Origin of the sequence: Streptomyces sp. NBC_00029 (assembly GCF_045160505.1) — a bacterium.
In the GTDB taxonomy this organism is placed as follows: domain Bacteria; phylum Actinomycetota; class Actinomycetes; order Streptomycetales; family Streptomycetaceae; genus Streptomyces.
In genome coordinates this window covers 6,307,747-6,332,751 of sequence record NZ_CP108292.1, presented here as the reverse complement: position 1 = coordinate 6,332,751, position 25,005 = coordinate 6,307,747, and the positions used below count along the sequence as shown (strand labels likewise).

The following is a 25,005-nucleotide window of genomic DNA, read 5'->3' as shown; positions in this document are numbered from 1 at the left end:
ACCGCGCCGTCCCCCGAGGATCACGAGGACCTGTCATGACACAAGCCCTGCTGCGGGAGATCATCGACTACGCGAACCGCGCGAATCCGTACCCGCTGTACGAGGAACTGCGCAAGACCCCGGTGTCCCACGACGGGGACGGACCGTACGTCATCAGCACGTACTACGAGATCCACAGCCTTCTGCACGACCCGCGGATCAGCTCCGACGCCAAGAACCTCAAGGCCACCGGGGACGATCCGCTGGGCCAGGACGAGGAGGAGGGGACGACCCTGCCGCCCTCCTTCCTCAAGCTCGACCCGCCCGACCACGACCGGCTGCGGCGGATGACGAACCGGCCGTTCGGACCGCCGCACGCCCCGCACCGGGTGCACGACATGCGGGACGAACTCGGCGGCCTCGTCTCCGGGCTCATCGACGGCATCGTGGAGACGGGCCGGCTGGACCGGATCGACCTCGTCGACCAGTTCGCGTACCCCTTCCCGGTCACCGTCATCTGCCGGCTCCTCGGCATCCCCCGCGAGGACGAGCCCCGTTTCCACGTGTGGGCGGAGACCCTGGCCGCCAGCCTGGACCCCGACCCGGACGCGGACCCCACGCAGCACGGGAAGGGCTCCATGGACGCCCGGATGGAACTGGGCATGTACCTGGCCGGGCTGATCGAGGAGCGCCGCAAGAAGCCGGGCGACGACATGCTGTCCCAGCTGGCGACGGCGGACGGCCCGGACGGTGCGATGACCACCATGGAGGCGCTCAGCACCTCCGCGCTGCTGCTGATCGCGGGCCACGAGACCACGGTCAACCTCATCACCAACGGCATGCTGACCCTGCTGCGCCACCCGGAGGCCCTCGGGCGGCTGCGCGACGACCCGGACCTGGCGGTCCCGATCGTCGAGGAACTCCTGCGGTACGAGCCGCCCGTGCAGCTGCTGCCCCAGCGCACCACCCTCTCCGACATCGAGGTCGCCGGTGTCACCATCCCCAAGGGCGCTTCCCTGTGGCTGATGCTGGCCTCCGGGAACCGCGACCCGAAGCGCTTCGAGGACCCCGACCGCTTCGACCCCGACCGCAAGGACATCCAGCACCTCGGCCTCGGCAGCGGGATCCACAGCTGCTTCGGGGCGCCGCTGGCCCGGCAGGAGGCCCAGCTGGCGCTGAGCGAGCTGGCCCGGCGGCTGGAGAACCCGCGGCTGCTGGAGGACCCGCCGCCCTACCGCCAGAACGCGGTCCTGCGCGGCCCGCGCCACCTGCAGATCGCCTGCGACGGCATCCGTCCCTAAGGCGTGTCCTGCGGAAGTACGACCACCTCGGCGGGGGTGAAGGTCACCGCGACCCGGTCCCCCACGGCCGGCGCCCCCGCCAGCTCGCACTCGGCCTCCAGCAGCGGTCCCGCCTCCGGCCGCAGCTGCAGCGCGACGTGCGTGCCGCGGAAGGTGCGGGACACCACCTCGCACCGCAGGCCCGCCGCGCAGAGCACGACCCCCGCCGGGCGGATCAGCAGCCGCTGCTCCCCTTCGGGGGATCCGGCCGGTACCGGGACGCCGCCCCATGCGGTGGCGGCCTCCGTGCCCGAGACCACGGCCGGGACCACGTTCTCGAAGCCGAGGAAGCGGGCCACGAATTCCGACGCGGGCCGCTGCCACACCTCCAGCGGGGTGCCGGCCTGCGCGATCCGGCCGTCCCGCATCACCACCACCCGGTCGGCCAGGGCGAAGGCCTCGCCCTGGTCGTGCGTGACGGCCAGTACGGTCGTGCCCAGGCGGGAGAACAGACCCCTCAGCTCCACCACGAGCCGCTCCCGCAGCCCGCGGTCCAGTTGCCCCAGCGGTTCGTCCAGCATCAGCAGCCGCGGCGACGGCGCCAGCGCCCGGGCCAGCGCCACCCGCTGCTGCTCGCCCCCCGACAGGGAGGCCACCGCCCGGCCCTGGGCACCGGGCAGCCCGACCAGGTCCAGCAGCTGCGTGACCCGGTCCGCGCACGAGGCGCGCCCGTCGCCCCGCATCCGCAGGCCGAAGGAGACGTTCGCGCCGACGTCGCGGTGCGGGAAGAGCTGGTGGTCCTGGAACATCAGGCCCACGCCCCGTCGGTGCACGGGTACCCCGGCCTGGTCGGCCCCGCCCAGCAGCACCCTGCCCCCGGACACCTGCTGGAGCCCGGCGACGACCCGCAGCAGCGTGGACTTGCCGCTTCCGCTCGGGCCGAGGACACACACGACCTCGTGCTCGGCGACCGCGAGGTCCACGCGGTCGAGGGCGTGCTGGGCCGCGCGCTCACCGAAGCGGACCGACACCCCTTCCAGCTGAAGCAGTGTCATCAGAACTCTCCGGAGGTCTTGTCGGGCCGCAGTCGCTCCAGCAGCAGCAGGGACACCGCGCACACCAGCATCAGAATCGTGCTCAGGGCCATCGCCTGGCCGTAGTTCAGCTCCCCGGCCCGCCCCAGCAGCCGCGCCACGGCCACCGGCAGCGTCGGCCGGTCCGCCCGCGCGATGAACACGGTCGCGCCGAACTCCCCCAGCGACACCGCGAAGGCGAACCCGGCCGCGATCAGCAGCGCCCGCCGCACCAGCGGCAGGTCCACCTCCCGCCAGGCCCGCAGCGGCGAGGCGCCGAGCACCGCCGCTGCCTCCCGCAGCCGGCCGTCCACGGCGCGCAGCACCGGCAGCATGGTCCGTACGACGAAGGGCACGCCGACCAGCGCCTGGGCCAGCGGCACCAGGATCCACGAGGTCCGCAGGTCGAGCGGCGGCTCGTCCAGGGTGATCAGGAAGCCGAAGCCCACCGTCACGGCGGACACTCCGAGCGGGAGCATCAAGAGCGCGTCGAAGCCGCGTACGAAGCGGCCTCCGCGCCGGGTCAGGGCCGCGGCCGCGAGTCCCCCGATGACCAGCGCGATCGCGGTGGCGGCGAGCGCGTACTGCAGGGAGTTCCAGATCGCCTCCAGCGGCGCCACCAGGAAGGTCCCGCCGCCGGCGCCCGCGTCCTGCAGGGCCCGGTAGTAGCCGAGACCGTAGCCGCCGGGGGCGTCGAAGGACCGCTCGACCAGTACGCCCAGCGGCAGCACGATCAGCAGCGCGACGGTCAGCAGCACCCCGCCCAGCAGCGTGCGCTGGGCCCAACCGCGCGGCCGGTGCGTGGTGCGGCCCGGGTCCACCAGCCGCAACGCGGTTTCGCGCTTGCGCACGGTCCGGGCGTGCACGGCGAGGATCCCGCCGATCGCGGCGAACTGCACCATCGTCAGGACGGCGGCCGTCGGCAGGTCCAGGAGCTGCGCGGTCTGCCGGTAGACCTCCACCTCCAGGGTGGAGTACGACGGCCCGCCGAGGATCAGGACGACGCCGAAGGAGCTGAAGGTGAACAGGAACACCATCAGCGAGGCGGCCGCCACCGCAGGGGCCAGCGCGGGCAGGGTCACCCGCCGCCAGGCGGTGAACCGCCCGGCTCCCAGCACCCGGGCGGCCTCCTCCTGGCGCGGATCGAGCTGGGCCCACAGCCCGCCGACCGTGCGGACGACCACGGCGTAGTTGAAGAAGACGTGCGCGAGCAGGATCGCCCAGACGGTGGTGTCGAGCCGGACGCCGAGCAGTTCGTCGGTGAGCCCGCCGCGCCCCAGCAGGGCGAGGAAGGCGGTGCCGACCACCACGGTCGGCAGCACGAAGGGAACCGTCACCACGGCCCGCAGCAGTTGTTTGCCGGGGAACTCGAAGCGCGCGAAGACGTAGGCGGCCGGCAGCGCGATCAGCAGGGTGAGCACGGTGGAGGCGAGCGCCTGCCAGGTGGTGAACCACAGCACGTCGGCGATGTCGGGCCGGGCCAGCACCTCGGCGAACCGGCCGAACTGCCACCCCTCGTCGGTCTTGAGCCCGCGCCCGACGATCGCGACGACCGGATAGGCGAAGAACAGCCCGAAGAACGCGAGCGGCACGGCCATCAGGGCGAGCCGCACGGCGGTCGCCCGCGCCCCCTCGCGGGGGCCGGGGCCCGGCGCGGCGCCCCCCGACGCCGCGCCCGGCTCCTTGGTACCGCCTACTTCACGACGAGCGAGGTCCATGCCTTGACCCACTGCTCACGGTTCTTGGCGATGGTCTCGGGAGCCACGTTCTCGGGCTTCTCGATCACCACACCGTGCTTGGTGAACAGCTCCGGCAGGGCGGCGTCCTTCGTCACGGGGTTCACGAACATCTGGAGAGGCATGTCCTCCTGGAACTTCTTGCTGATCAGGAAGTCCACGAGGGCCTTGCCGCCCTCCTCGTTCTTGGCGCCCTTGAGCAGGCCCGCGAACTCGATCTGCCGGAAGCAGGTGCCGGTGGAGACGCCCGTGGGGGCCTCGGCCGGCTGCGGCTCGCCGTACAGCACCTCGACCGGAGGGCTGGAGGCGTAGGAGACGACCAGCGGGCGGTCGCCCTTGGCCTTCTTGCCGCCGGCGGAGCCGGAGAAGCGCTCGTTGTAGGCCTGCTCCCAGCCGTCGACGACCTCGACGCCGTTGGCCTTCAGCTTGCTCCAGTAGTCCTTCCAGCCCTCCTCGCCGTACTTGCCGACGGAGGCGAGCAGGAAGCCGAGGCCGGGCGAGGAGGTCGCGGCGTTCTCGGTGACCAGCAGGTTCTTGTACTCCGGCTTGACCAGGTCGTCCAGCGTCTGCGGCGGGGCGATCTTCTTCTCGGCGAAGTAGGCCTTGTCGTAGTTGACACAGATGTCACCGGAGTCGATCGGGGTGACCCGGTGCTCCTTGTCGAGCACGTACTCGGGCTTCACCCCGGCGAGGCCCTTGGCCTCGTACGGCGTGAAGATGCCGTTGTCGAGGGCGCGCGAGAGGAGGGTGTTGTCCACGCCGAAGAAGACGTCACCGCGCGGGGAGCCCTTGGTGAGGATCTCCTGGTTGAGCGCGGCGCCCGCGTCCCCGGCCTTCAGCGTCTTGACGGTGTAGCCGCTCTGCTGCTCGAACTCCTTGAGGACCGCGTCGGTCACGTTGAAGGAGTCGTGGGAGACCAGCGTGACGGTTGTGGACTTCGGGGCGTCGCTCGCGCCCGCGGTCTTGTCCTTGGCGTCGCCGCCGCATGCGCTGAGCGTGGTGACGCCGAGCGCGGCCGCGAGCGCGGCACCCGCGATCTTCTTGGTGGTGCTCATTGGTGAATTCCTCCTGGGATGTCCAGGAGAAGACGCGGCCCCGACCGGCGCTCTTCGCGAGCGGACGCCGGGCAGGGCGCAACAGCAAGAGTGGTGACCGAACTTCCTACCCCGAATGACCGGGGCGAGGTTCAGAGGGTCTGCGGATGACGGATACCGCACTCTCAGCGCTGTGGCGCTCCCCTGTCGGAATATGAAATTGGTTCGGCCACAGGGTACCCCGTGGCCGAATCGCGTCGAACAGAAGCGGAATCTAGCGCTCCGAGGCGGCCAGCTGGCCGCACGCGCCGTCGATCTCCTGGCCGCGGGTGTCCCGTACGGTCACGGGCACGCCGTGCCGGGCGATGGCCTCCACGAAGGCCTTCTCGTCCTCCGGCCGCGAGGCGGTCCACTTGGAGCCCGGCGTCGGGTTCAGCGGGATCAGGTTGACGTGCACGCGCTTGCCCTTGAGCAGCTTGCCCAGGAGGTCACCGCGCCAGGCCTGGTCGTTGATGTCGCGGATCAGGGCATACTCGATCGAGATCCGGCGGCCGGACTTCTCGGCGTACTCCCAGGCCGCACCGAGCACCTCGCGGACGTTCCAGCGGGTGTTGACCGGGACGAGGGTGTCGCGCAGCTCGTCGTCGGGCGCGTGCAGCGAGACGGCCAGACGGCACTTGAAGCCCTCGTCGGCGAAGCGCAGCATGGCCGGAACCAGACCGACGGTGGAGACGGTGATACCGCGCTGCGACAGGCCCAGGCCGTCGGGCTCCGGGTCGGTGAGCCGGCGGATGGCGCCCACCACGCGGTTGTAGTTGGCCAGCGGCTCGCCCATGCCCATGAAGACGATGTTCGACAGCCGCGCCGGGCCGCCGGGGACCTCGCCGTCGCGCAGCGCGCGCATGCCGTCGACGATCTGGTGCACGATCTCGGCGGTGGAGAGGTTGCGGTCGAGGCCCGCCTGGCCGGTCGCGCAGAACGGGCAGTTCATGCCGCAGCCGGCCTGCGAGGAGATGCACATGGTGACCCGGTCGGGGTAGCGCATGAGCACGGACTCGACGAGCGTGCCGTCGTGCAGCTTCCACAGGGTCTTGCGGGTGGTGTCGTCGTCGCACGAGATGTGCCGGATGACGTTCATCAGGTCCGGCAGCAGCTCCTGCTGGAGCTTCTCCCGCGAGCCCGCCGGGATGTCGGTCCACTCGGCCGGGTCGTGCGCGTACCGCGCGAAGTAGTGCTGGGAGAGCTGCTTGGCCCGGAACGGCTTCTCGCCGATCGCGGCGACCGCCTCACGGCGCTCGGCCGGGGTCATGTCGGCGAGGTGCCGGGGCGGCTTCTTGGCCCCGCGAGGGGCGACGAAGGTGAGCTCTCCCGGAACGGGGCGGGCCATGGCAGGTACTCCTTGTAAGACGAAAGGCGCGCCGCAGAAGCAGCGCGCCTTCCAAGAGTAACCGCCCGGCGTCCTGCGACGCCTTTTCGCAGGTCAGCCGGTGCCTACGAAGGCCGCCAGCAGCAGCCACACCACGGGGGCCGTCGGGAGCAGGGAGTCGAGGCGGTCCATGATGCCGCCGTGTCCCGGCAGCAGGGTGCCCATGTCCTTGATGCCGAGGTCCCTCTTGATCATCGACTCGCCCAGATCGCCCAGGGTCGCGCTGACCGCGACCGCGAGGCCGAGCAGCAGGCCCTGCCACCAGGCGCCGCCGTCGATCAGGAACTCCATGCACAGCGCGCCGGCCGCCATGGCGAAGGCCACCGCGCCGAACAGTCCCTCGCGGGTCTTGCCGGGGCTGATGCGCGGCGCGAGCTTGGTCTTGCCGAAGCGCCAGCCGACCGCGTAGGCCCCTGTGTCACTGACCACCGTCAGGAGCAGGAAGGTGATCACGCGCTGGGGACCGTCGTCGGCGGTGAGCAGCATCGCGACGAAGGTGGCCAGGAAGGGGACGTAGAAGGCCGCGAAGGCGCCCGCCGTGACGTCCTTGAGGTAGTCCTCGGGCGGTTCGGTCATCCGCCACACCAGGACCGCCAGCACGGTCAGGGCCATGGCGACCCAGGCGCCCTCGGCCCCCCGGACGTATCCGGCGATGACCATGGCTGCGCCGCCGACCGCGAGCGGGACGAGCGGGGCCTTGATGCCCTTCTTCTCCTGCAGCCGGGAGGTGAGCTCCCACAGGCCGACGACGACCGCGACGACGATGACGCCGACGAAGACGGCCTTGACGATCAGCAGCGAGGCGAAGATCACCGCGCCGAGACCGACGCCTACCCCTATGGCCGCACGCAGGTCCCGCCCGGCGCGCTTCTTCTGCGGCGGGGGCGAGGAGTCCTGCGGCTGCTGGGCATGCGGAGGCGGGGGGCTGGGCATGGGCTCCTGCGGCGGCGTATCGGCGCGGAAGAGGGGGCCGCCGTCGGCGACGACCCCCCGATCGCGTGCTTCCCGGTCGTCGAAGTCACGGCCGGCGGCATCGGGCACGATGGGCATGGGCCGAGTGTGCGGGCCCACCTGCGCATCGTATGCGGGACCCGCCGGAACCGGCTCCGGCTGCCAGGAAGTGTCGTTCATCAGACTTCGAGGAGCTCGGCTTCCTTGTGCTTGAGGAGCTCGTCCACCTGCGCGACGTACTTCGCGGTGGTGTCGTCGAGCTCCTTCTCCGCGCGGCGCACCTCGTCCTCGCCGGCCTCCTTGTCCTTGACCAGCTTGTCAAGGGCGTCCTTGGCCTTGCGGCGGACGGCGCGCAGCGAGATCTTCGAGTCCTCGGCCTTGGTGCGCGCGACCTTGATGTACTCCTTGCGGCGGTCCTGCGTCAGCTCGGGGAAGGTCACCCGGATGATGCTGCCGTCGTTGCTCGGGTTGACACCGAGGTCGGAGTCGCGGATGGCCTGCTCGATGTTGCGCAGGGCGCTCTTGTCGAACGGGGTCACGATCGCCATGCGCGGCTCGGGCACCGAGAAGGAGGCGAGCTGGTTGATGGGCGTGATGGCGCCGTAGTACTCCGCCACGATCTTGTTGAACATCGCCGGGTGCGCACGGCCGGTGCGAATCGCGGCGAAGTCTTCCTTGGCGACGACGACGGCCTTTTCCATCTTCTCCTCGGCCTCGAGGAGGATCTCTTCGGTCACCACGTGCTCCTGCATGTCAGATATGGATGGTTCAGGCGGGCGGGCGGGTCTGGCGGGCCCGGTCCGGGCCCGCTCGGTCCGGCAGCGGACGGCTCAGACCCGGGTTTCCTGGTCGCTCACGAGCGTGCCGATCTTCTCACCCTTGACGGCCCGGGCGATATTGCCCTCGGCGAGCAGCTCGAACACGAGGATCGGCAGCTTGTTGTCGCGGCAGAGCGTGATCGCGGTGGCATCGGCGACCTTGAGGTCGCGTGAGAGGACCTCGCTGTACTCCAGCGCGTCGAACTTCACCGCGTCCGGGTTCTTCTTCGGGTCGGAGTCGTAGACCCCGTCGACGCCGTTCTTGCCCATGAGCAGGGCCTCGGCGTCGATCTCCAGGGCGCGCTGGGCGGCCGTGGTGTCGGTGGAGAAGTAGGGCATGCCCATGCCGGCGCCGAAGATGACGACGCGGCCCTTCTCCAGGTGCCGCACGGCACGCAGCGGGATGTACGGCTCCGCGACCTGGCCCATGGTGATGGCGGTCTGCACGCGGGAGTCGATGCCCTCCTTCTCCAGGAAGTCCTGGAGTGCGAGGCAGTTCATGACGGTACCGAGCATGCCCATGTAGTCGGACCGGGCCCGGTCCATGCCGCGCTGCTGGAGTTCGGCGCCGCGGAAGAAGTTGCCGCCGCCGATCACGACGGCGATCTCCGCGCCGTCGCGGACCACCGCGGCGATCTCACGCGCGATGGCGTGGACGACGTCGGGGTCGACGCCCAGTCCTCCGCCACCGGAGAAGGCCTCGCCCGACAGCTTCAGCATGAAGCGGCGGCCCTTCTCGTCCTGGTCGCTCTTGTCGTCGGATGCGGTGTGGGGGTCCACGCCCTGATTCATGGAGATCTCCTCGTGCACATACGAAGAAGGCCATTGCCGGTGGGTCCTTGCGGTTCCCTCTACGGCAATGGCCTCCTCGTCAGATCTGCGGTCGCCTCGCGCGAGCGCGGACGACTGCCTCAGACCCTACCGGGGTCCGGTGTCCGTCGCGTACGGACGGACTCAGATGCCGACCTTGATGCGCGAGAAGCGCACCAGGGTGACACCGGCCTCGTCCAGAACCTTCTGGACGGACTTCTTGTTGTCCAGCGCGTAGGCCTGGCCAAGGAGGGTGTTCTCCTTGAAGAAGCCGTTGACGCGACCCTCGACGATCTTCGCGATCGCGGCCTCGGGCTTGCCCTCGGCGCGGGTGACCTCTTCGGCCACACGACGCTCGGACTCGACCTTCTCGGCCGGGACGTCCTCGGCGGACAGCCACTGCGGGGAGAACGCGGCGATGTGCTGCGCGATGCCGCGGGCGACCTCGGCGTTCTCCTTGTCCAGCTCGACCAGGACGCCGATCTGGAACGGCAGGTCGGGCATGGTGCGGTGCATGTACGCCGAGACGTAACCGCCGGTGAACTGCGCGAAGCGGTCCAGGACGATCTTCTCGCCGAGGTTGGCGTTGGCCTCGTCCACGAACGCCTGGACGGTCTTGCCGGGCGCGATCTCGGACGCGAGCAGCGCCTCGATGTCGGCCGGGGAGGTCGCGGCGATGTGCGCGGCGATCTCGTTGGTGACGGCCTGGAACTTGTCACCCTTGGCGACGAAGTCCGTCTCGCACTTCAGCTCGACGAGGACACCGGAGGTGTTGTCGTCGGAGATGAGGGAGGCGACGGCACCGTTCTCGGCAGAACGGCCCTCGCGCTTGGCGACGCCCTTCTGACCCTTGATGCGGAGGGCCTCGATGGCCTTGTCGACGTCGCCGTCGGACTCGACCAGCGCGTTCTTGCAGTCCATCATGCCGACGCCGGTGAGCTCGCGGAGCTTCTTGACGTCAGCGGCGGTGTAGTTCGCCATGAGTCTGGGATTCTCTCTCGAAGTCGTAGATCTACGGGTGAACGGCGGAGGCGCCGCGCTTTTGGCGCGGCTCCCCCGCCGTCATCGTCCGTGCTGGGAGTGCCCGGCGAGTGAACGCCGGGCGCTCTCAGTGGGTCAGGCCTGCTCGGCGTCCGCGGCCGGAGCGGCCTCGGCGGCGGGGGCCTCGGCGGCCGGGGCCTCGGCAGCAGCCTCGGCCGGAGCGGCCTCGGCGGGCTCGTCGGCCTTCTTGTCGCCCTCGAGCAGGTCGCGCTCCCACTCGGCGAGCGGCTCGGCGGCGGCCTTCTCGCCCGGCTTCGAGTCACCGGTCGCAGCGCCGGAGCGGGCGATGAGGCCCTCGGCGACGGCGTCGGCGATCACGCGGGTGAGCAGGGTGACGGAACGGATCGCGTCGTCGTTGCCCGGGATCTTGTAGTCGACCTCGTCGGGGTCGCAGTTGGTGTCGAGGATCGCGACGACCGGGATGTGGAGCTTGCGCGCCTCACCGACGGCGATGTGCTCCTTCTTGGTGTCGACGATCCAGACGGCGCTGGGAACCTTCGACATCTCGCGGATACCACCGAGGGTCTTCTCCAGCTTGGTCTTCTCGCGGGAGAGGACCAGGAGCTCCTTCTTGGTGAGACCCGAGGCGGCGACGTCCTCGAAGTCGATCGCCTCAAGCTCCTTCAGACGCTGAAGGCGCTTGTAGACGGTGGAGAAGTTGGTGAGCATGCCACCCAGCCACCGCTGGTTGACGTACGGCATACCAACGCGCGTCGCCTGCTCGGCGATGGCCTCCTGGGCCTGCTTCTTGGTACCGACGAACATGATGGAGCCACCGTGCGCGACGGTCTCCTTCACGAACTCGTAGGCGCGGTCGATGTACGACAGCGACTGCAGCAGGTCGATGATGTAGATGCCGTTGCGCTCCGTGAAGATGAAGCGCTTCATCTTCGGGTTCCAACGGCGGGTCTGGTGACCGAAGTGGACGCCGCTTTCCAGCAGCTCCCGCATCGTGACGACGGCCATGGCCATCTCCTTGGTTTCTCGGTTTGGTTCCTGACGCCCCACCGCGCCCTGCCCCCATGAGGGACCGAGAGACGCTGTCACCTGGCTGTTTCAGCCTGGCGCCGGGGCGTGCGAAGTCGACCCGGTGACCCGGATCGCCACAAGAAGTGTACGGGACCCGGCGGTATGCCGGGTGACGCCGTTGTCCACAGTGCCGCGGTCGTCCACAGGCCCGCACGTCCGTTCCGGCGGGCGCGGGACGCTGTGGTCCATGACGACCTTGCTGCTCAGCCTGCTCCTGGCCCTGTCCCAGCCGGCCCTGTCCCAGCCGGCCCTTCCCGGGGTCCGCCCGCTGCCCGGCCCACTGACGGTGGCCCGCTGGTGGGACCCGCCGCCCACGCCGTACGCAGCCGGGCACCGCGGCGTGGACCTGTCCGCCCCGGTGGGCGCGGAGCTCCGGGCGGTCGCGGCCGGCCGGGTCCACCACGCCGGCCCGGTCGCCGGCCGCGGGGTGCTCTCCATCGCCCTGCCGAACGGGCTGCGCACGACCTACGAGCCGGTGCGGCCGCTGGTCGTGGAGGGCGAGCCGGTCACGGCGGGCCAGGTGGTGGCGGTCCTGACGGAGGGCTCGCACTGCCCGGAGCCGTGTCTGCACTGGGGCCTACTGGCGGGCGAGACCTACCTCAACCCCCTGGCCCTCCTCCCGCGCCCGACGCCGCGCCTCCTGCCCGCCGGATCACAACCCGCCGGCGGCTGAGGCACGGGACCCGGCGTCCTGGGCGGCTGCTGAAGGGCCTCAGCCCCGGACGCCCCGCAGGGCCATGGCCACGGCCGCCTCCGTCACGACGGCGGGATCCTCCGCCGCGCCGAGCTCGATCCGCCGCACCGCCGCGTCCACGACACCCTGCAGCAGCATGGCGGCCAGCCTCGGCTCGGCCTGTCCCAGGGCGCTCAGCGCCTCGACGATCATCGCCACGAGCCCGCCGTGGGCCGCGCGGATCTTCTCGCGGGCCCCCGCGTCCAGCTCGCTGGCGGAGATGGCCACCACGGCCCGGTGCCGCCGGTCGCCCACCAGCCCCAACTGGCTGCGCACGTAGGCCTCGATCTTCTCCTCCGGCGACGGGGCCTCCTCCATCGCCGCCTCGATCTCGGCGGCCCACACGGGGAAGTCCACGGCGCACAGTTCCTCGACCACTGCGGCGCGGGAGCGGAAGTACTCGTACACGGAGGACCGGGCGAGGCCGGTCCGCTCCGCGAGGGCGGGGAAGGTCAGCGCCTCCGTCCCGCCTTCGGACAGCAGGGAACGCGCGGCGTCCAAGAGGGCGCCGCGCTGCATCGACCGGTGCTCGGCCACGGAGGCCGCTCGAATCCTGGGCACGCATCCACTCTACGGAGGTACCGCAAGCTCACCTCCCCACATCGGCCAACTTCGCGCGCAGTTGCAGGACGGACTTGGTGTGGATCTGGCTGACCCGGCTCTCGGTGACGCCCAGGACGTTGCCGATCTCGGCGAGGGTGAGGCCCTCGTAGTAGTAGAGGGTCACCACGGTCTTCTCCCGCTCGGGCAGCGTGTTGATGGCCCGCGCCAGCAGGCGCCGCAGCTCGCGGTCCTCCGCCACCGCCACCGGGTTGTCGGCGGCGGTGTCCTCCAGGGTGTCCATCAGCGAGAGGCGGTCGCCGCCCTCGCCGCCGACGTGCAGCAGCTCCTCCAGGGCGACCACGTTCGCCAGCGACAACTGGCTGAAGACGGTGTGGAGGTCGTCCACACCGATCCCCATCTCCCCGGCGACCTCGATCTCCGTCGGGGTGCGCCGCAGCTGGGCCTCCAGCGTGGCGTAGGCCCGCTCCACGGCGCGCGCCTTCTGCCGGACCGAGCGGGGGATCCAGTCCAGGGCCCGCAGCTCGTCGATCATCGCGCCGCGGATCCGGGTGATCGCGTACGTCTCGAACTTGATCGACCGGTCGATGTCGAACTTCTCGATGGCGTCGATCAGCCCGAAGACTCCGGAGGAGACGAAGTCGGCCTGCTCCACATTGGGCGGCAGACCCACGCTGACGCGTCCGGCGACGTACTTCACCAGGGGCGAGTAGTGCAGGATCAGCTGCTCCCGCAACCGCTCGTCACCCGATTCCTTGTACGAGCGCCACAGCACCTCCAGGGACGTGGGCGCGGTGGACCGCACGCCGCCACGGGCAGCGGGGGGCACCGCAGCGCGGTCGGACCCTGAGGTGTGCTGGGGCATGCTTCGCCTTTGCCGGAGCCGGATTCCTTGGGAGCGTAGCGTGACGAGATTGTCGCGGTGCGCGAAGAGTACGGGATGGCGCGGGGACCCAGCGGCGCCCCGACTCGCGCGGACGACCCGGGACCGGCGCCTCGCGCTCGGTCCCGGCGACCGCCACCGGCAAGACCGTGTCTCTCATCGGTTTCACTCTTTCACCGGAACACCCCAGGTCAACGACCGCCTCGCCGGGGGGCTGCGGTTTGTGTGCCTCCTCCAGCCGTTTGTCTGCTCAACTGCCAGCCGTCGCCCTGCCGTTCGACGAACCCCAGAGAGTGAAGTTCGTACAGTCTGCCGATGACTTCATCGGCGCCGGTGCCGGAGGCAAGTGCCAGCTCGGCCACGTCCGCGGGCCGGCCGGCCGGCAGCGCCTCGAGAACGCGCGCGGTGTCGCGGTCCAGCAGGTCCCGGGCGAGCACCGGGCCGCGCCGCTCGGGAGCGAGCTCGCCCATGGCCCCGACCAGCTCGATCACCTCGTCCGCATCGGTGACGAGCGCGGCCTCGCCCCGCAGCAGCTCGTGCACCCCGGCGGAGAGGGTGCTGGTCGCGGGACCGGGGACGCCCATCGTGAACCGCCCAAGACGCTGCGCCCGCCGGGCCGTGACCAGGGAGCCGCTGCGGTGCGCGGCCTCCACGACGACCGTGCCCCGGGTCAGGGCCGCGATGACCCGGTTGCGCAGGACGAAGCGGCTGGGAGTCGGATGGCTGCCCGGTGGCAGCTCCCCGAGGATCAGCCCCTGCCCCGCGATCCGGCCGAGCAGCCCGGCGTGTCCGCGCGGATAGGCGACGTCCGCGCCGCAGGCCAGCACCGCCGCGGTCGCTCCGCCCGAGGCGAGGGCCCCCCGGTGGGCGGCGCCGTCGATCCCGAACGCGGCGCCGGACACCACGACCCAGCCCCGCTCGGCGAGCCCGGCGGCCAGGGTCTGGGCCATGTGCGCGCCGTACGGGGTGCAGGCGCGGGCCCCGACCACGGATACCGAACGCAGCGCCCAGGTACGGAGGTTCGGCCGCCCCCGCAGCCACAGCCCGACGGGCCTCTCGTCGCCGAGGTCGTCGAGCTGGGTCGGCCACTCCGGCGATCCCGGGAACACGAACCGGCCCCCCGACTCGGCGGCCAGGGCGAGGTCCCGCCCGGGGTCGGCCAGCGCCGCCCGTCTGCGGTACCCGGCGAGTCGCTCCGGCCCCACCCCGGACGGCGTGTCCGGCTCCGCGCCCGGGTCGGTCAGCAGCCGTATCAGCCCCACCGCGCCGAACTCCCGCAGCCAGCGCCCGCCGTGCGCGTCCCCGGGCTCCAGCACACGGGTCAGCGCCGCCCGCGCCACCAGTTCCCCGTCCCGGGCGCCGGTCATGTCCCGGCCCCCGGCAATGGCATCGCCCCGCGGGCGATCCCGGTCCGCAGCTCCAGGGCCACGGCCACGTCCAGCGCCTCGGGCCGGTCCCGCCCGCGCAGGTCTGCCACGGTCCAGGCGACCCGCAGCACCCGGTCCAGTCCGCGCGCGGTGAGAAGCCCCCGCTCCAGGTCGCGTTCGGCGCAGGCCAGCGCGCCCGGCCCCGCCTGCCACCGGGTGCGCAATTCCGGCCCGGGCACCTCCGAGTTGAGCCGCCACGGCGTGTCGGCGAGCCGGGCCGCGGCGCGCTCCCGGGCCTCCTTGACCCGCTCGGCCACGACCGCGGTGGACTCCCCGCGGCCGCCCCGCCCCAGCAGGTCGCAGCGGGTCACGGGCTCGGCCTCCACCCGCAGGTCGACCCGGTCGAGCAACGGCCCTGACAGCCGTGCCTGGTAACGCCGGATCACCGAGGGCGGGCATTCGCACCCGGCCCCGTGCAAGGTGTGGCGTCCGCACGGACACGGGTTCGCGGCGAGCACCATCAGGAACCTCGCCGGCAGCCGCACCACCCCGGCGGCTCGGGCGACGACCACGTACCCCGATTCGAGGGGCTGTCGCAGCGCGTCCAGCGTTTTGCTCTGGAACTCCGCGGCCTCGTCCAGAAAGAGGACGCCCCGGTGCGCCAGGGAGACCGCCCCGGGCCTCGGGATCCCGTTTCCGCCGCCCACCAGGGACTGCATGGTCGCCGAATGGTGCGGTGCGCAGTACGGGGGCCTCGCGACCAGCGGTTCGCCTGGCGGCAGGATTCCCGCGACCGAGTGGACGGCCGTGACCTCCACGGAGTCCTGCCGGGTGAGCGGCGGCAGGAGCCAGGGCAGCCGCTCGGCCAGCATGGTCTTGCCCGCTCCGGGCGGCCCGCTGAGGAAGAGGTGGTGCCCTCCGGCGGCCGCCACCTCCAGCGCGCGGCGCGCCGTGTGCTGCCCGGCCACGTCGGCGAGGTCGGGGAAACCCTCGGTGTCCTCCCCGCCGGGGCGGCCCCGGGCGAGGCCCGTCCCCAGTCCCGCCCCCGGGACGAGCAGTCCGGCCAGCATCGGGTCCGGCCGGCCCGGCGGTTCGCAGGGCTCCTCCTGCGGGACCTCACCACCGGTCAGGACCGCGATGAGCTGGCGCAGGCTCCGTACGCCGAGGACCGAGACGTCCGGGACGAGCGCGGCCTCGGCCGCGCACTGCTGCGGCACCACCACCTGCCGGTATCCGGCCTCGGCCGCGGCGAGGACCGCGGGCAGGATCCCCCGGACCGGGCGCACCCGGCCGTCCAGTCCCAGTTCCCCGATGAGGACGAGGTCCGCGATCGCGCCCGGGTCGACCAGCTCGGCGGCCCCGAGGACAGCTGCCGCGACGGCGAGATCGAATCCCGCGCCCGATTTCGGTACGGAGGCCGGGCTCAGCCCGACGGTGAGCTTCTTCTGCGGCCAGGCCGCTCCCGAGTTGACCACGGCCGCCCGCACCCGGTCCCGGCTCTCGACCAGGGTCTTGTCCGGCAGTCCCACCAGGGTGAAGGCCGCGACCCCGGGCTCCAGGTCGGCCTGTACCTCGACCACCACGCCGTCGACGCCCACCAGGGCCACCGAGCAGGCCCGCGCGAACCCCATCAGGCCACCCCCCTGACGTGTTCCACCAGGGGAGCCCCGCGCCGCGGCAGCAGCACCCCGACGAGGTCGATGCGCACCCCGCCCGGTGGTGGTCCGCCGTGGTCGGCGAGCCAGCGTCCGGCGAGTCCGCGCAGGCGCTCGGCCTTCGCGGGCCGCACCGCGGCCATCGGATGCTCGAAGCCGCCCGTTCTGCGGGTCTTGACCTCGCACACGACCAGGGCGTCCCCGTCCCGGGCGACGATGTCGATCTCCCCGCCGCGGCACCGCCAGTTCCGTGCGATCACGGTCATCCCGGCTTCGGTGAGCCGCCGTGCCGCGAGGTCCTCGCCGTACCGCCCCAATGCCTGCTGTGCCACGCCCTTCGCGTTCATCCGGCACCACCTCCGGCACCGACGGTCCCGCGCCCCCGCCCACCGTGTGGATCTTGGTGGACAAACCGGCCGTTGTGGACAACCGCCTCACCCTTGCGGGTGAGGCGGCGCTGCCGGCACCTGCCCTCAGCTGCCGGGCAGTTCGAGATCGCTCTTGTTGAGCTCCTCGATGTTCACGTCCTTGAAGGTCAGCACCCGCACCTGCTTCACGAAGCGGGCCGGCCTGTACATGTCCCAGACCCAGGCGTCGGCCATCGAGACCTCGAAGAACACCTCCCCCTGGACCGAGTGCACCTGCATCTCGTAGTCGTTCGTGAGGTAGAAACGGCGTTCCGTCTCGATCACATACTTGAACAGCCCGACGACGTCGCGGTACTCCCGATAGAGCTTCAGCTCCATCTCGGTCTCGTACTTTTCGAGGTCCTCGGCACTCATGGCATGTTCCCCTTCAGCCGTGCGTCCCCCTATTGTGCGCCAGGCCCATGTGCCCCTAAACGATTTCCGGGGCCAGGACCACCGGCTCACCCGGAGGACCGTCGTCGAGCAGCGTACGGAGCAGCTCGGCGAGTCTGGTCGGGTACACCGTCTCACGGGCCGCCAGAAGTTCCTCGGAGGTCCACCACCTGGCTCCGGTGACACTACGCCGCTCGAGTTCGGTGAGGCCGCCCATCTCGGTCGCGGTCTGGGTGGTACGGGCCAGGAAGTACCACTCGTCCTGGTCCCAGCGCCGTCCGTCGAAGGGGAAGGAGCAGTACCGGTGCCACAGCACCGGACCCAGCTCCACCTCGGTGATCCCGGTCTCCTCCGCCAGCTCCCGCAGTGCGGCCTGTTCCCGGCTCTCCGCCCCCTCCAGCCCGCCGCCGGGGGTGAACCACCAGTCGTCCGAGGGGTCGGCCGGTTCGAAGCCGTGCAGCAGCAGGATGCGGTCCGCCGGGTCCAGCAGGATCACCCGCGACACCTTCCGGTGGCCGTGCTCCCCGGCCGGGTCAGCTGACACCGGCCCGCTCCTTGCGCCGCCCGCGCCCCAGGACCCGCGCGAGCGGCCCGTACGCGGCCCCCAGCACCACCAGGGCGGCCCCGGCCAGCACCGCCGCCACCTGGAGCAGCAGCGGCCCGGGCTGCGAGGCCCCGCCCGGCAGGGCGACGTACGCCGGCCGCTCCAGCATCGTCATGGTGGGCCAGGCCAGGGCGTCGACGCGGGCGCTGACGGCGGACCGGGGCACCGTGCCCTGTCCGGCCTCCTGCAGGTGGGCACGGGAGTCCAGGGAGGCGGCCCGCCGGTCGCCCAGCAGGAAGAGGTTCCCCTCGGGGACCGTCACCTCGAAGGGGGTCCCGGTGGGCGCGGTCTGTCCGGGCGGCATGGCCAGGCCGGTATCGGGGCCCTTGGTGTCGGCGTAGGGCTCGTCCAGCGGGGCGCCGTTCACCGTCAGCCCGCCGGCCGGGCCGCAGCACTTGACGGTGTCGCCGCCGATGCCGACGACCCGCTTGACCATGGGCGAGTCGCTCCACATGGAATCAGTGAAGATGACCACGTCCCCGCGGCGCACCTCGCCGCCGTCGATGCGCTGCGCCAGCACCCGGTCCCCGGGCCGCACGGTGGGCATCATCGAGTCGGTGGGCACCGTGTAGGGCCGGTAGACGACCGCCCCCCACACGAAGCCGCCCAGGAAGAGCGCAAAGCCGATGGCCACGGCGAGTCCCGACAGCACGTTGCCGAGACCGCCGCGGCCATCCTTGCCACTGCGTATCGCTTGTGTTCCGCCCATTCCAGCGCCCCCACACACTTCGGGATCGTCGACCTGGGCGGCACCCTACCCGTCGGTACGGCCGCTGGTCAGCTTCCGCCTGCGCCACATGACGAGCGGAACGGCTCCCGTGAGCCCCAGCGCGGCCGGTCCGAGCCCGACCGGGGCCAGTCCTGCGGCCCCGAGGCCGAGCGCGGTCGCCGCGGCCTGGTTGCCGATGCCCGGCTGGTCGAAGGTGTCCGGGACCGGCAGGGTCGACCAGCGGGTGAGCGGCCACGCGACCACCACGGCCCGGCCGACGACCTTGTCGACCGGCACGAAGCCCTGGGTGGAGTCCTGCATGTGGTAGCGGGAGTCCTGGGAGTTCTGCCGGTGGTCGCCCATGACCCAGATCTTGCCCTTGGGCACGGTGATCGGGCCGAACGGGGCGTCGTCGCACGCGGTGTTGCCGGGGAAGATGTACGGCTCGTCCAGCGCCTTGCCGTTGACGACGACCGGTCCCCCCTTCTTGCACTCGACCGTGTCCCCGCCGATGGCGATGGTCCGCTTGATCAGGTCCTTCTCGGCGGCGTCCGGCATCAGGCCGATCTTGCTGAGCACCTGCTGGAAGAGGTTCGGCTCGGGGGTGGGCTCTCCGGACAGCCAGTCCGCCGGGTCGTGGAAGACCACGACCTCGCCCCGCTCGGGCTCGGATCCGAACCAGGGGGTCAGCTTGTCCACCAGTACCCGGTCGCCGCGCTGCAGGGTGTTCTGCATCGAGTCGGACGGGATGGAGAACGCCTGGACCAGGAAGGTCTTGATCAGCAGGGCAAGCAGCAGGGCGATGCCGATGAGGAGCGGGAGCTCCTTCCAGAAGGACCGGTGCGCATGTTCCTTGGCGTCGCCGTCCTCCTCGGCCTCACGCTCGACGGCGTCGTCCGGCCGCTCCTCGCCCTCGTCGCGCCCGGACCGTGCGCCTACCGCCACGTCCCCCACATCCACTCCTCACTCGCGATTGCCGCCCGCGTCGAAACCGCACGGGCCCTCCCCTCCCTTAACGAGCGGGAGTTCCCTAAGGCTCGGGAGACCGAGGACACACTATGCGAACGGCACGCCCCGACGGCCACGCCGACGGCCGCGTCCCTCGCGCCGTGCCTGATCGGGCACCATGCGGAAGGTCTCCGGCTGCTCCAGCCGGGTCCAGTGGCCGAACGGCCAGGCGATCACGACGGCCTCCCCCACCACTCCGCTCTCGGCGATGGTGCCCTGAAAGCCCTCGTCGAGATGGAAACGGGAATCGGCCGAATTCGCGCGGTGGTCACCCATCACGAAGAGCCGGCCCTCCGGCACCACGATGTCGAACGGAATGTCCGAAGGGGTGTTGCCCGGGTTCACGTACGGCTCATCGAGCGGCGAGCCGTTGACGGTGACCCGGCCCCTGCCGTCGCAGCACTTGACGGTGTCCCCGCCGACCCCGATGACCCGCTTGATCAGGTCCTGTTCGTCGGCCGAGGGCAGCAGGCCGATGAAGGTCAGCGCCTCCTTGATCTGCTTGACCACGATCGGGTCCTTGGCCGGACGGGCCGCCTCGCCCCTGAGCCAGCCGCCGGGGTCCTTGAACACGACGACGTCGCCGCGCTCGATCTTGGAGCCGAACCACGGGGTCAGCTTGTCCACGAGGACCCGGTCGCCGATCCGGATGGTCTGCTCCATGGAGCCCGACGGAATGAAGAAGGCCTGCACCAGGAAGGTCTTCAGGAGCAGGGCTATGCACAGCGCCACGACGACCAGCAGCGGCAGCTCGCCGGCCCGGCGCGTGCGGCGCCTGCGGCGCACCTTGCGGGCCGTCCGGCGCCGTTCGGCCCGGCCGCCCTCCACCCGGCCGTTCTTGACCACCGGGGGCGGTACGGGCTCCGGCTCCGGCTCGGGTTCCGGCTCGGGTTCCCACTGCCGTCCGCCCCGCGACCGTCCGCGGCTACCCATGGCCACCGCCCACGGAATCCCAGCGCGACAGGGGCCAGCCGATCCAGTCGGCCCGCCCGATCACCTTCTCCACCGGCACCATCCCCCCACCCGGCTCGCCCAGGTGATCCCGGGAGTCCCGGGACTGGGAACGATGATCGCCCATGACCCAGAGGGTCCCGAGCGGTACGACGATCCGGAACGGCACCACCGAGGGGGCGTCACCGGGGTACAGGTACGGCTCGTCCAGCGGCACACCGTTCACGGCCACCCGCCCGCCGGCGTCACAGCACACCACGTCGTCGCCGCCGACGCCCACGACCCGCTTCACGAAGTCGGTGTCCGACGGCTCCGCCAGCCCGAGCGCCGAAGCCGCGCCGTGCAGCAGGCCGCCGACCGGATTGCCGGCCGGGCGTTCCCGTACGAAGGAGCCCGTGCCGTCGAAGACCACGAGGTCGCCGCGGCGCGGCTGCTCGCCGAAACGGTACGCCAGCTTGTTGACCAGCACCCGGTCCCCGACCTGCAGCGTCGGCTCCATCGAGCGGCTCGGGATCAGGAAGGGCTGGATCACGAAGTTGCTGAACAGCAGCAGGAGGACGGTGCAGATCACACCGAGCGCTCCGGCGCGGCGCCAGGTCAGGGGCCGCCCGCCGGCGGTCCGCCGCGTCTGGGACAACGCAAAACGCGGCCGCTCGTCCCCCTCGCGGGGGGAAGAGTGGCCGCGCTGCGTGTGAGGTGCTTCGGTGTCCATCGGGGGCGAGCCTATCCGGCCGCCCCCGGACTCCGGGTGCGGCCTCAGCGGTCGCGCTTCTCCTTGATCTTCGCGGCCTTGCCGCGGAGCTCACGGAGGTAGTACAGCTTCGCACGGCGAACGTCACCGCGGGTGACGAGCTCGATCTTCTCGAAGATCGGGGAGTGGACCGGGAAGGTACGCTCCACGCCGACGCTGAAGGACACCTTGCGCACGGTGAAGGTCTCGGAGACACCGGCACCCTGGCGGCGGATGACTACGCCCTTGAACTGCTGGATACGGGAGCGGTTGCCCTCGATCACGCGGACGTGCACGTTGATCGTGTCACCCGGGCGGAAGGCCGGGACGTCCGAGCGGAGCGCGGCGGCGTTGACGCCATCGAGCAGGTGAGACATGTTCTTCGTCTGCTTTCTTCGCATGACGCCACAGGTCGCCAGTGCGGGTTTCCGTAGAGAATTCGGGAGCTGTGGGACCCGGCGGACGACGGTCCCCCTGTGGCAGGGGCGCCCGCGAGCACACAGCAGCCGCCTATTCTTCCACGGCCTGCGGCCTGCGCCAAAATCGGCCGTCTGCGGACGGCTGCCAGCCCAGGACGGAGAGGATCTCGCGGTCCTTCTTGTCGAAGCCCGCGGCCTCGCAGCGCTCGATCAGGTCCGGCCGGTTCTGCGCGGTGCGGCGGAAGGCCTCGTCCCGGCGCCACCGGGCGATTTTCCCGTGGTGGCCGCTGAGCAGCACCTCGGGGATGTCCCGGCCCCGCCACACGGGGGGCTTGGTGTAGACGGGCCCCTCCAGCAGGTTCGCCATCTCGCCGGGCGCGAAGGAGTCGTCGCGGTGCGATTCGGCGTTGCCGAGCACCCCGGGCAGCAGCCGGGCCACGGCCTCGGTGACCACCAGTACGGCGGCCTCGCCGCCCGCCAGGACGTAGTCGCCGATGGAGACCTCGTACACCGGCATGCGGGTGGCGTACTCGTCCATGACCCGGCGGTCGATGCCCTCGTACCGGGCCGGCGTGAAGATCAGCCAGGGCCGCTCGGAGAGCTCGACGGCCAGTTCCTGGGTGAAGGGCCGGCCGCTGGGCGTGGGAACGACGACGACGGGCCCGTGCGCGCCGGCCTCGTAGCCGTCGGCCAGCGCGGAGTCCAGCGCCTCGCCCCACGGCTCGGTCTTCATGACCATGCCGGGACCGCCGCCGTACGGCGTGTCGTCCACGGTGTTGTGCCGGTCGTACGTCCAGTCGCGCAGGTCGTGCACGTGCACGTCGAGCTGCCCGCGGGCGCGGGCCTTGCCGACGAGGGAGACGTTCAGCGGCTCCAGGTACTCGGGGAAGATCGTGACGACGTCGAGACGCATCAGGCGTCGTCCCCGGAGCCCTTGGAACCCTTGGAACCCGGGGCGTCCTCGGAGTTGTCGGCGTCCGCCGCTTCCTCGTCACGGGTCGATACGACGATGGCGTCGCGCTCGTCGATCAGCCCGGGCGGCGGGGTGATGACACAGCGCTGCTCGTCCAGGTCGATCTCGGCGACGATCTCCTCCACGAAGGGGATCATCACCTCGGTGCCGTCCGGCCGCTCGACGATGAAGAGGTCCTGCGAGGGCAGGTGGGAGATCTCGGTGATCCGGCCGATCTCGGTGCCGTCCTCCAGCACCACGTCCAGGTCCATCAGCTGGTGGTCGTAGTACTCGTCGGGCTCCTCCGGCAGCTCTGCCGGGTCGACCTCGGCGATCAGGAGGATGTTGCGCAGCGCCTCGGCGCCGGTGCGGTCCTTGACCCCCGCGAAACGGAGCAGCAGCCGCCCGCTGTGCACGCGGCCCGTCTCGATCGTCAGAGGTCCCGCCGTCGCGGGGTCCGTCCTGAGCACGGCGCCGGGACCGAGCCGCAGTTCCGGCTCGTCGGTGCGCACCTCGACGGTGACCTCACCCTTGATGCCGTGGGCGCGGCCGATCCGCGCGACTACCAACTCCACTGTGCTCTTCCCTTACTGCGGCGTGGTTGCTCACATCATTGGTCGCTCCTGCCCGGGGGCAGAAACATCGCTCCTGCCCGGGGGCAGAAACAGCACGGGCCGGGGCGGGCAACATACGCCCTCCCCGGCCCGTGCCGGTGAATCAACTGCTCAGCGGACCTGGTCCACGTCGACGAGGTCGACGCGGATCCCCCGGCCGCCGATGGCGCCCACGACGGTGCGCAGAGCACGTGCGGTGCGGCCGTTGCGGCCGATCACCTTGCCGAGGTCGTCGGGGTGGACCCGGACCTCGAGCACCTGCCCGCGACGCAGGTTGCGCGAGGCGACCTGCACTTCGTCGGGGTTGTCCACAATGCCCTTTACGAGGTGCTCAAGAGCCTCCTCGAGCATGATCAGGCCTCGGTCGACTCGGCGGCGGCCTCAGCCTCGTCCGCCTTCTTGTCGGCCTTCTTCGCCTTCTGCGTGATGGCCTCGCCCTTGCCCTCGCCGATGCCCTCGAGGGCCTTGGCGAACTCGTCGAAGGAGCGACGCTTGCTCTCCTTCGTCTCCGGCTGCAGGAGCGGCGCGGGGGCGGGGAGACCCTTGTGGGCCTGCCAGTCACCGGTCAGCTTCAGGATGGCGAGCACAGCCTCGGTGGGCTGGGCGCCGACGGACAGCCAGTACTGCGCACGCTCGGCGTTGACCTCGATGCGCGACGGGTTGTAGGTCGGGTGGTAGATACCGATCTCTTCGATCGCGCGACCGTCCCGACGGGTACGGGCGTCGGCGACGACGATGCGGTAGTGCGGCTGGCGAATCTTGCCGAGGCGCTTGAGCTTGATCTTGACTGCCACTGGAGTGGTGTCTCCTGAACTTGACGTGGTTGGGCACATGAGATGCCACGTGGGGTTGCGGTACTCGGGTGCCCGATGGACGCGTCAGCCGGAGGAGAGAGGGGTCCTATGCGACTGTCGAGTACAGCTAGCCATTGTGCCATACGCCTGCGCCGCGCTCCGCCGGGCGGGCAGGACCGGCTCCCGCCGGCGGCCCGTTCCCGCCTCGGTGCGGGCGCGGCCTTCCACGGGGACGGCCGTACGGGGCGCGGGGCGCGGCCCACCGGTGGTTCGGCGGTACGGGCTGCCCGCGTGTGCGCCGTCGGCGGCCGCCCCGGTGGGGGCGGGAGCCCGGCGGCCGGTTCGCCGTGGGGCGGTGGCCCCGGCGGCGGCCGACAGGGCGGTCAGGAGGCCGCCGCGATGGCCACGTCGGGGATGCGGAAGGGCTTCATGCAGCCACCGCAGACGATCGGCGCCTGAGCCAGCACGGAGGGGACCACCCGCACGTTGCGCCCGCAGTCGCAGACCGCCTTGACGCGCACACCGCCGCCGGACGACCCGTGCCGGGCCGCCGGTCCGCGGAAGCTGCGCTTGGTGTCGGCTGCCGTGGCCGCCGTGTGGGCCTTCAGCGCGCGCTGAAGCCGCTCGATGGTGGGCCGGTAGCGGCGCTTCGCCTCCGGGTTGAGGGTGACCAGCGAGAAGCCGCTGCTCGCGTGCGGTTCTTCGGAGTGGTCCAGCCCCATCTCCTCGGCGATCGCGAGGAATCTGCGGTTGTGGTAGCGGCCGGCGCGCGAGGTGTCACGGACACCGCGCGCTGCGGCGATGCCGTGGACTGCCTCGTGCAGCAGTCGCTCGAAGGAGAGCTCGCCGCCGCAGGCGGACGAGGACTCTCCGATCAGGGACTCGGGCGCGGCAAGGTCAGGCAGCTCGGGGTGGTACCGCTGAATATCGGCCCACGCCTGCGCCAGCTCTGCGGCGAGAACAGGTGGTGTCGTGCTCACGTCGTGACAACGAGCCGAGGTGCCCGGGTGTTCCGATTCCGGGCCATTCCAAATTTTTTGCACGTACC

28 protein-coding genes and 1 riboswitch are annotated in these 25,005 nt (G+C 71.2%); of the genes, 2 read left to right on the top strand and 26 right to left on the bottom strand.

Translation table 11 applies throughout. The annotated features are described in order from the left end of the window. Window positions 1-35 precede the first annotated feature (35 nt). Window positions 36-1,280 carry a cytochrome P450 gene (locus tag OG753_RS29740; protein WP_327264676.1) on the top strand — a complete coding sequence of 415 codons (1,245 nt, stop codon included), beginning with the start codon at window positions 36-38 and terminating at the stop codon, window positions 1,278-1,280. Here the strand turns inward: OG753_RS29740 and OG753_RS29735 are convergent. From OG753_RS29735 to rpsB, 9 genes are all read right to left on the bottom strand, one after another. Continuing rightward, window positions 1,277-2,314, bottom strand: coding sequence for an ABC transporter ATP-binding protein (locus OG753_RS29735; RefSeq protein WP_405790802.1), 1,038 nt, complete (start codon window positions 2,312-2,314; stop codon window positions 1,277-1,279). The genes OG753_RS29740 and OG753_RS29735 overlap by 4 nt on opposite strands. Continuing rightward, on the bottom strand, window positions 2,314-3,930 hold the full coding sequence (locus tag OG753_RS29730) for an iron ABC transporter permease (RefSeq protein WP_327266954.1): 1,617 nt from the start codon (window positions 3,928-3,930) through the stop codon (window positions 2,314-2,316). Before OG753_RS29730 ends, OG753_RS29735 begins: the two co-directional genes overlap by 1 nt. Before the next feature lie 95 nt (window positions 3,931-4,025). Continuing rightward, window positions 4,026-5,123, bottom strand: coding sequence for a thiamine ABC transporter substrate-binding protein (locus OG753_RS29725; RefSeq protein WP_327264674.1), 1,098 nt, complete (start codon window positions 5,121-5,123; stop codon window positions 4,026-4,028). A gap of 85 nt (window positions 5,124-5,208) precedes the next feature. Then, window positions 5,209-5,318, bottom strand: a riboswitch (TPP riboswitch). A gap of 58 nt (window positions 5,319-5,376) precedes the next feature. Then, window positions 5,377-6,489: a 23S rRNA (adenine(2503)-C(2))-methyltransferase RlmN gene (gene rlmN, locus OG753_RS29720; RefSeq protein ID WP_073911009.1), complete on the bottom strand. Its 1,113-nt coding sequence runs from the start codon at window positions 6,487-6,489 to the stop codon at window positions 5,377-5,379. Between the two features lie 93 nt (window positions 6,490-6,582). After that, entirely contained in the window at window positions 6,583-7,659 is a 1,077-nt protein-coding gene (locus OG753_RS29715; RefSeq protein WP_405790800.1) for a phosphatidate cytidylyltransferase, read from the bottom strand. After that, window positions 7,659-8,216: a ribosome recycling factor gene (gene frr, locus OG753_RS29710; protein ID WP_030016386.1), complete on the bottom strand. Its 558-nt coding sequence runs from the start codon at window positions 8,214-8,216 to the stop codon at window positions 7,659-7,661. Before frr ends, OG753_RS29715 begins: the two co-directional genes overlap by 1 nt. 93 nt (window positions 8,217-8,309) lie before the next feature. Beyond that, a complete protein-coding gene (pyrH, locus tag OG753_RS29705) occupies window positions 8,310-9,089 on the bottom strand; it encodes a UMP kinase (protein ID WP_327264672.1) in 780 nt (259 codons plus the stop codon). A gap of 162 nt (window positions 9,090-9,251) precedes the next feature. Continuing rightward, complete coding sequence (tsf, locus tag OG753_RS29700; RefSeq protein WP_327264671.1) at window positions 9,252-10,088, bottom strand: translation elongation factor Ts; 837 nt, start codon at window positions 10,086-10,088, stop codon at window positions 9,252-9,254. A 135-nt stretch (window positions 10,089-10,223) separates the two neighbouring features. Continuing rightward, window positions 10,224-11,114, bottom strand: coding sequence for a 30S ribosomal protein S2 (gene rpsB / locus OG753_RS29695; protein WP_327264670.1), 891 nt, complete (start codon window positions 11,112-11,114; stop codon window positions 10,224-10,226). 250 nt (window positions 11,115-11,364) lie between these two features. Between rpsB and OG753_RS29690 the strand changes: the two genes are divergently transcribed. Continuing rightward, window positions 11,365-11,850 (top strand): M23 family metallopeptidase, encoded by a 486-nt coding sequence (locus OG753_RS29690; protein WP_327264669.1) that lies wholly within the window; start codon window positions 11,365-11,367, stop codon window positions 11,848-11,850. 39 nt (window positions 11,851-11,889) lie between these two features. Here OG753_RS29690 and OG753_RS29685 read toward each other — a convergent pair whose 3' ends face one another. The 17 genes from OG753_RS29685 to OG753_RS29605 all read right to left on the bottom strand — a co-directional run bounded on the left by OG753_RS29685 (window position 11,890) and on the right by OG753_RS29605 (window position 24,937). Next, complete coding sequence (locus OG753_RS29685) at window positions 11,890-12,447, bottom strand: helix-turn-helix domain-containing protein (protein ID WP_327266953.1); 558 nt, start codon at window positions 12,445-12,447, stop codon at window positions 11,890-11,892. Between the two features lie 52 nt (window positions 12,448-12,499). Further along, window positions 12,500-13,336, bottom strand: a complete 837-nt coding sequence (gene whiG / locus OG753_RS29680; protein WP_327264668.1) for an RNA polymerase sigma factor WhiG — start codon at window positions 13,334-13,336, stop codon at window positions 12,500-12,502. 209 nt (window positions 13,337-13,545) lie between these two features. Next, the gene (dprA, locus tag OG753_RS29675) at window positions 13,546-14,721 is read right to left on the bottom strand and encodes a DNA-processing protein DprA (protein ID WP_327264667.1); all 1,176 of its coding nucleotides are present in this window, start codon (window positions 14,719-14,721) and stop codon (window positions 13,546-13,548) included. Continuing rightward, the gene (locus OG753_RS29670; protein ID WP_405790797.1) at window positions 14,718-16,352 is read right to left on the bottom strand and encodes a YifB family Mg chelatase-like AAA ATPase; all 1,635 of its coding nucleotides are present in this window, start codon (window positions 16,350-16,352) and stop codon (window positions 14,718-14,720) included. Before OG753_RS29670 ends, dprA begins: the two co-directional genes overlap by 4 nt. Then, window positions 16,352-16,723 carry a YraN family protein gene (locus OG753_RS29665; protein ID WP_327264665.1) on the bottom strand — a complete coding sequence of 124 codons (372 nt, stop codon included), beginning with the start codon at window positions 16,721-16,723 and terminating at the stop codon, window positions 16,352-16,354. Before OG753_RS29665 ends, OG753_RS29670 begins: the two co-directional genes overlap by 1 nt. Before the next feature lie 126 nt (window positions 16,724-16,849). Continuing rightward, complete coding sequence (locus OG753_RS29660; RefSeq protein WP_005311352.1) at window positions 16,850-17,158, bottom strand: DUF2469 domain-containing protein; 309 nt, start codon at window positions 17,156-17,158, stop codon at window positions 16,850-16,852. A 55-nt stretch (window positions 17,159-17,213) separates the two neighbouring features. After that, window positions 17,214-17,720, bottom strand: coding sequence for an NUDIX hydrolase (locus OG753_RS29655; protein ID WP_327264664.1), 507 nt, complete (start codon window positions 17,718-17,720; stop codon window positions 17,214-17,216). Then, on the bottom strand, window positions 17,710-18,489 hold the full coding sequence (gene lepB, locus OG753_RS29650; RefSeq protein ID WP_405790796.1) for a signal peptidase I: 780 nt from the start codon (window positions 18,487-18,489) through the stop codon (window positions 17,710-17,712). The genes OG753_RS29655 and lepB (OG753_RS29650) overlap by 11 nt, the downstream gene beginning before the upstream one ends. 45 nt (window positions 18,490-18,534) lie before the next feature. Further along, complete coding sequence (gene lepB / locus OG753_RS29645; protein ID WP_327264662.1) at window positions 18,535-19,434, bottom strand: signal peptidase I; 900 nt, start codon at window positions 19,432-19,434, stop codon at window positions 18,535-18,537. A 111-nt stretch (window positions 19,435-19,545) separates the two neighbouring features. Continuing rightward, window positions 19,546-20,430 carry a signal peptidase I gene (gene lepB / locus OG753_RS29640; protein ID WP_327266952.1) on the bottom strand — a complete coding sequence of 295 codons (885 nt, stop codon included), beginning with the start codon at window positions 20,428-20,430 and terminating at the stop codon, window positions 19,546-19,548. Further along, a complete protein-coding gene (gene lepB / locus OG753_RS29635) occupies window positions 20,423-21,160 on the bottom strand; it encodes a signal peptidase I (protein ID WP_327264661.1) in 738 nt (245 codons plus the stop codon). Before lepB (OG753_RS29635) ends, lepB (OG753_RS29640) begins: the two co-directional genes overlap by 8 nt. 44 nt (window positions 21,161-21,204) lie before the next feature. Then, window positions 21,205-21,555 carry a 50S ribosomal protein L19 gene (gene rplS, locus OG753_RS29630; protein ID WP_030386403.1) on the bottom strand — a complete coding sequence of 117 codons (351 nt, stop codon included), beginning with the start codon at window positions 21,553-21,555 and terminating at the stop codon, window positions 21,205-21,207. 133 nt (window positions 21,556-21,688) lie between these two features. Continuing rightward, the gene (trmD, locus tag OG753_RS29625) at window positions 21,689-22,510 is read right to left on the bottom strand and encodes a tRNA (guanosine(37)-N1)-methyltransferase TrmD (protein ID WP_327264660.1); all 822 of its coding nucleotides are present in this window, start codon (window positions 22,508-22,510) and stop codon (window positions 21,689-21,691) included. Continuing rightward, window positions 22,510-23,124 carry a ribosome maturation factor RimM gene (gene rimM / locus OG753_RS29620; RefSeq protein WP_327264659.1) on the bottom strand — a complete coding sequence of 205 codons (615 nt, stop codon included), beginning with the start codon at window positions 23,122-23,124 and terminating at the stop codon, window positions 22,510-22,512. The genes trmD and rimM overlap by 1 nt, the downstream gene beginning before the upstream one ends. Before the next feature lie 150 nt (window positions 23,125-23,274). Beyond that, window positions 23,275-23,514, bottom strand: a complete 240-nt coding sequence (locus tag OG753_RS29615) for an RNA-binding protein (RefSeq protein WP_030011889.1) — start codon at window positions 23,512-23,514, stop codon at window positions 23,275-23,277. A gap of 2 nt (window positions 23,515-23,516) precedes the next feature. Further along, a complete protein-coding gene (gene rpsP / locus OG753_RS29610) occupies window positions 23,517-23,957 on the bottom strand; it encodes a 30S ribosomal protein S16 (protein WP_030386406.1) in 441 nt (146 codons plus the stop codon). 383 nt (window positions 23,958-24,340) lie between these two features. Beyond that, window positions 24,341-24,937, bottom strand: a complete 597-nt coding sequence (locus tag OG753_RS29605) for a hypothetical protein (protein WP_327264658.1) — start codon at window positions 24,935-24,937, stop codon at window positions 24,341-24,343. Between the last annotated feature and the right edge of the window lie 68 nt (window positions 24,938-25,005).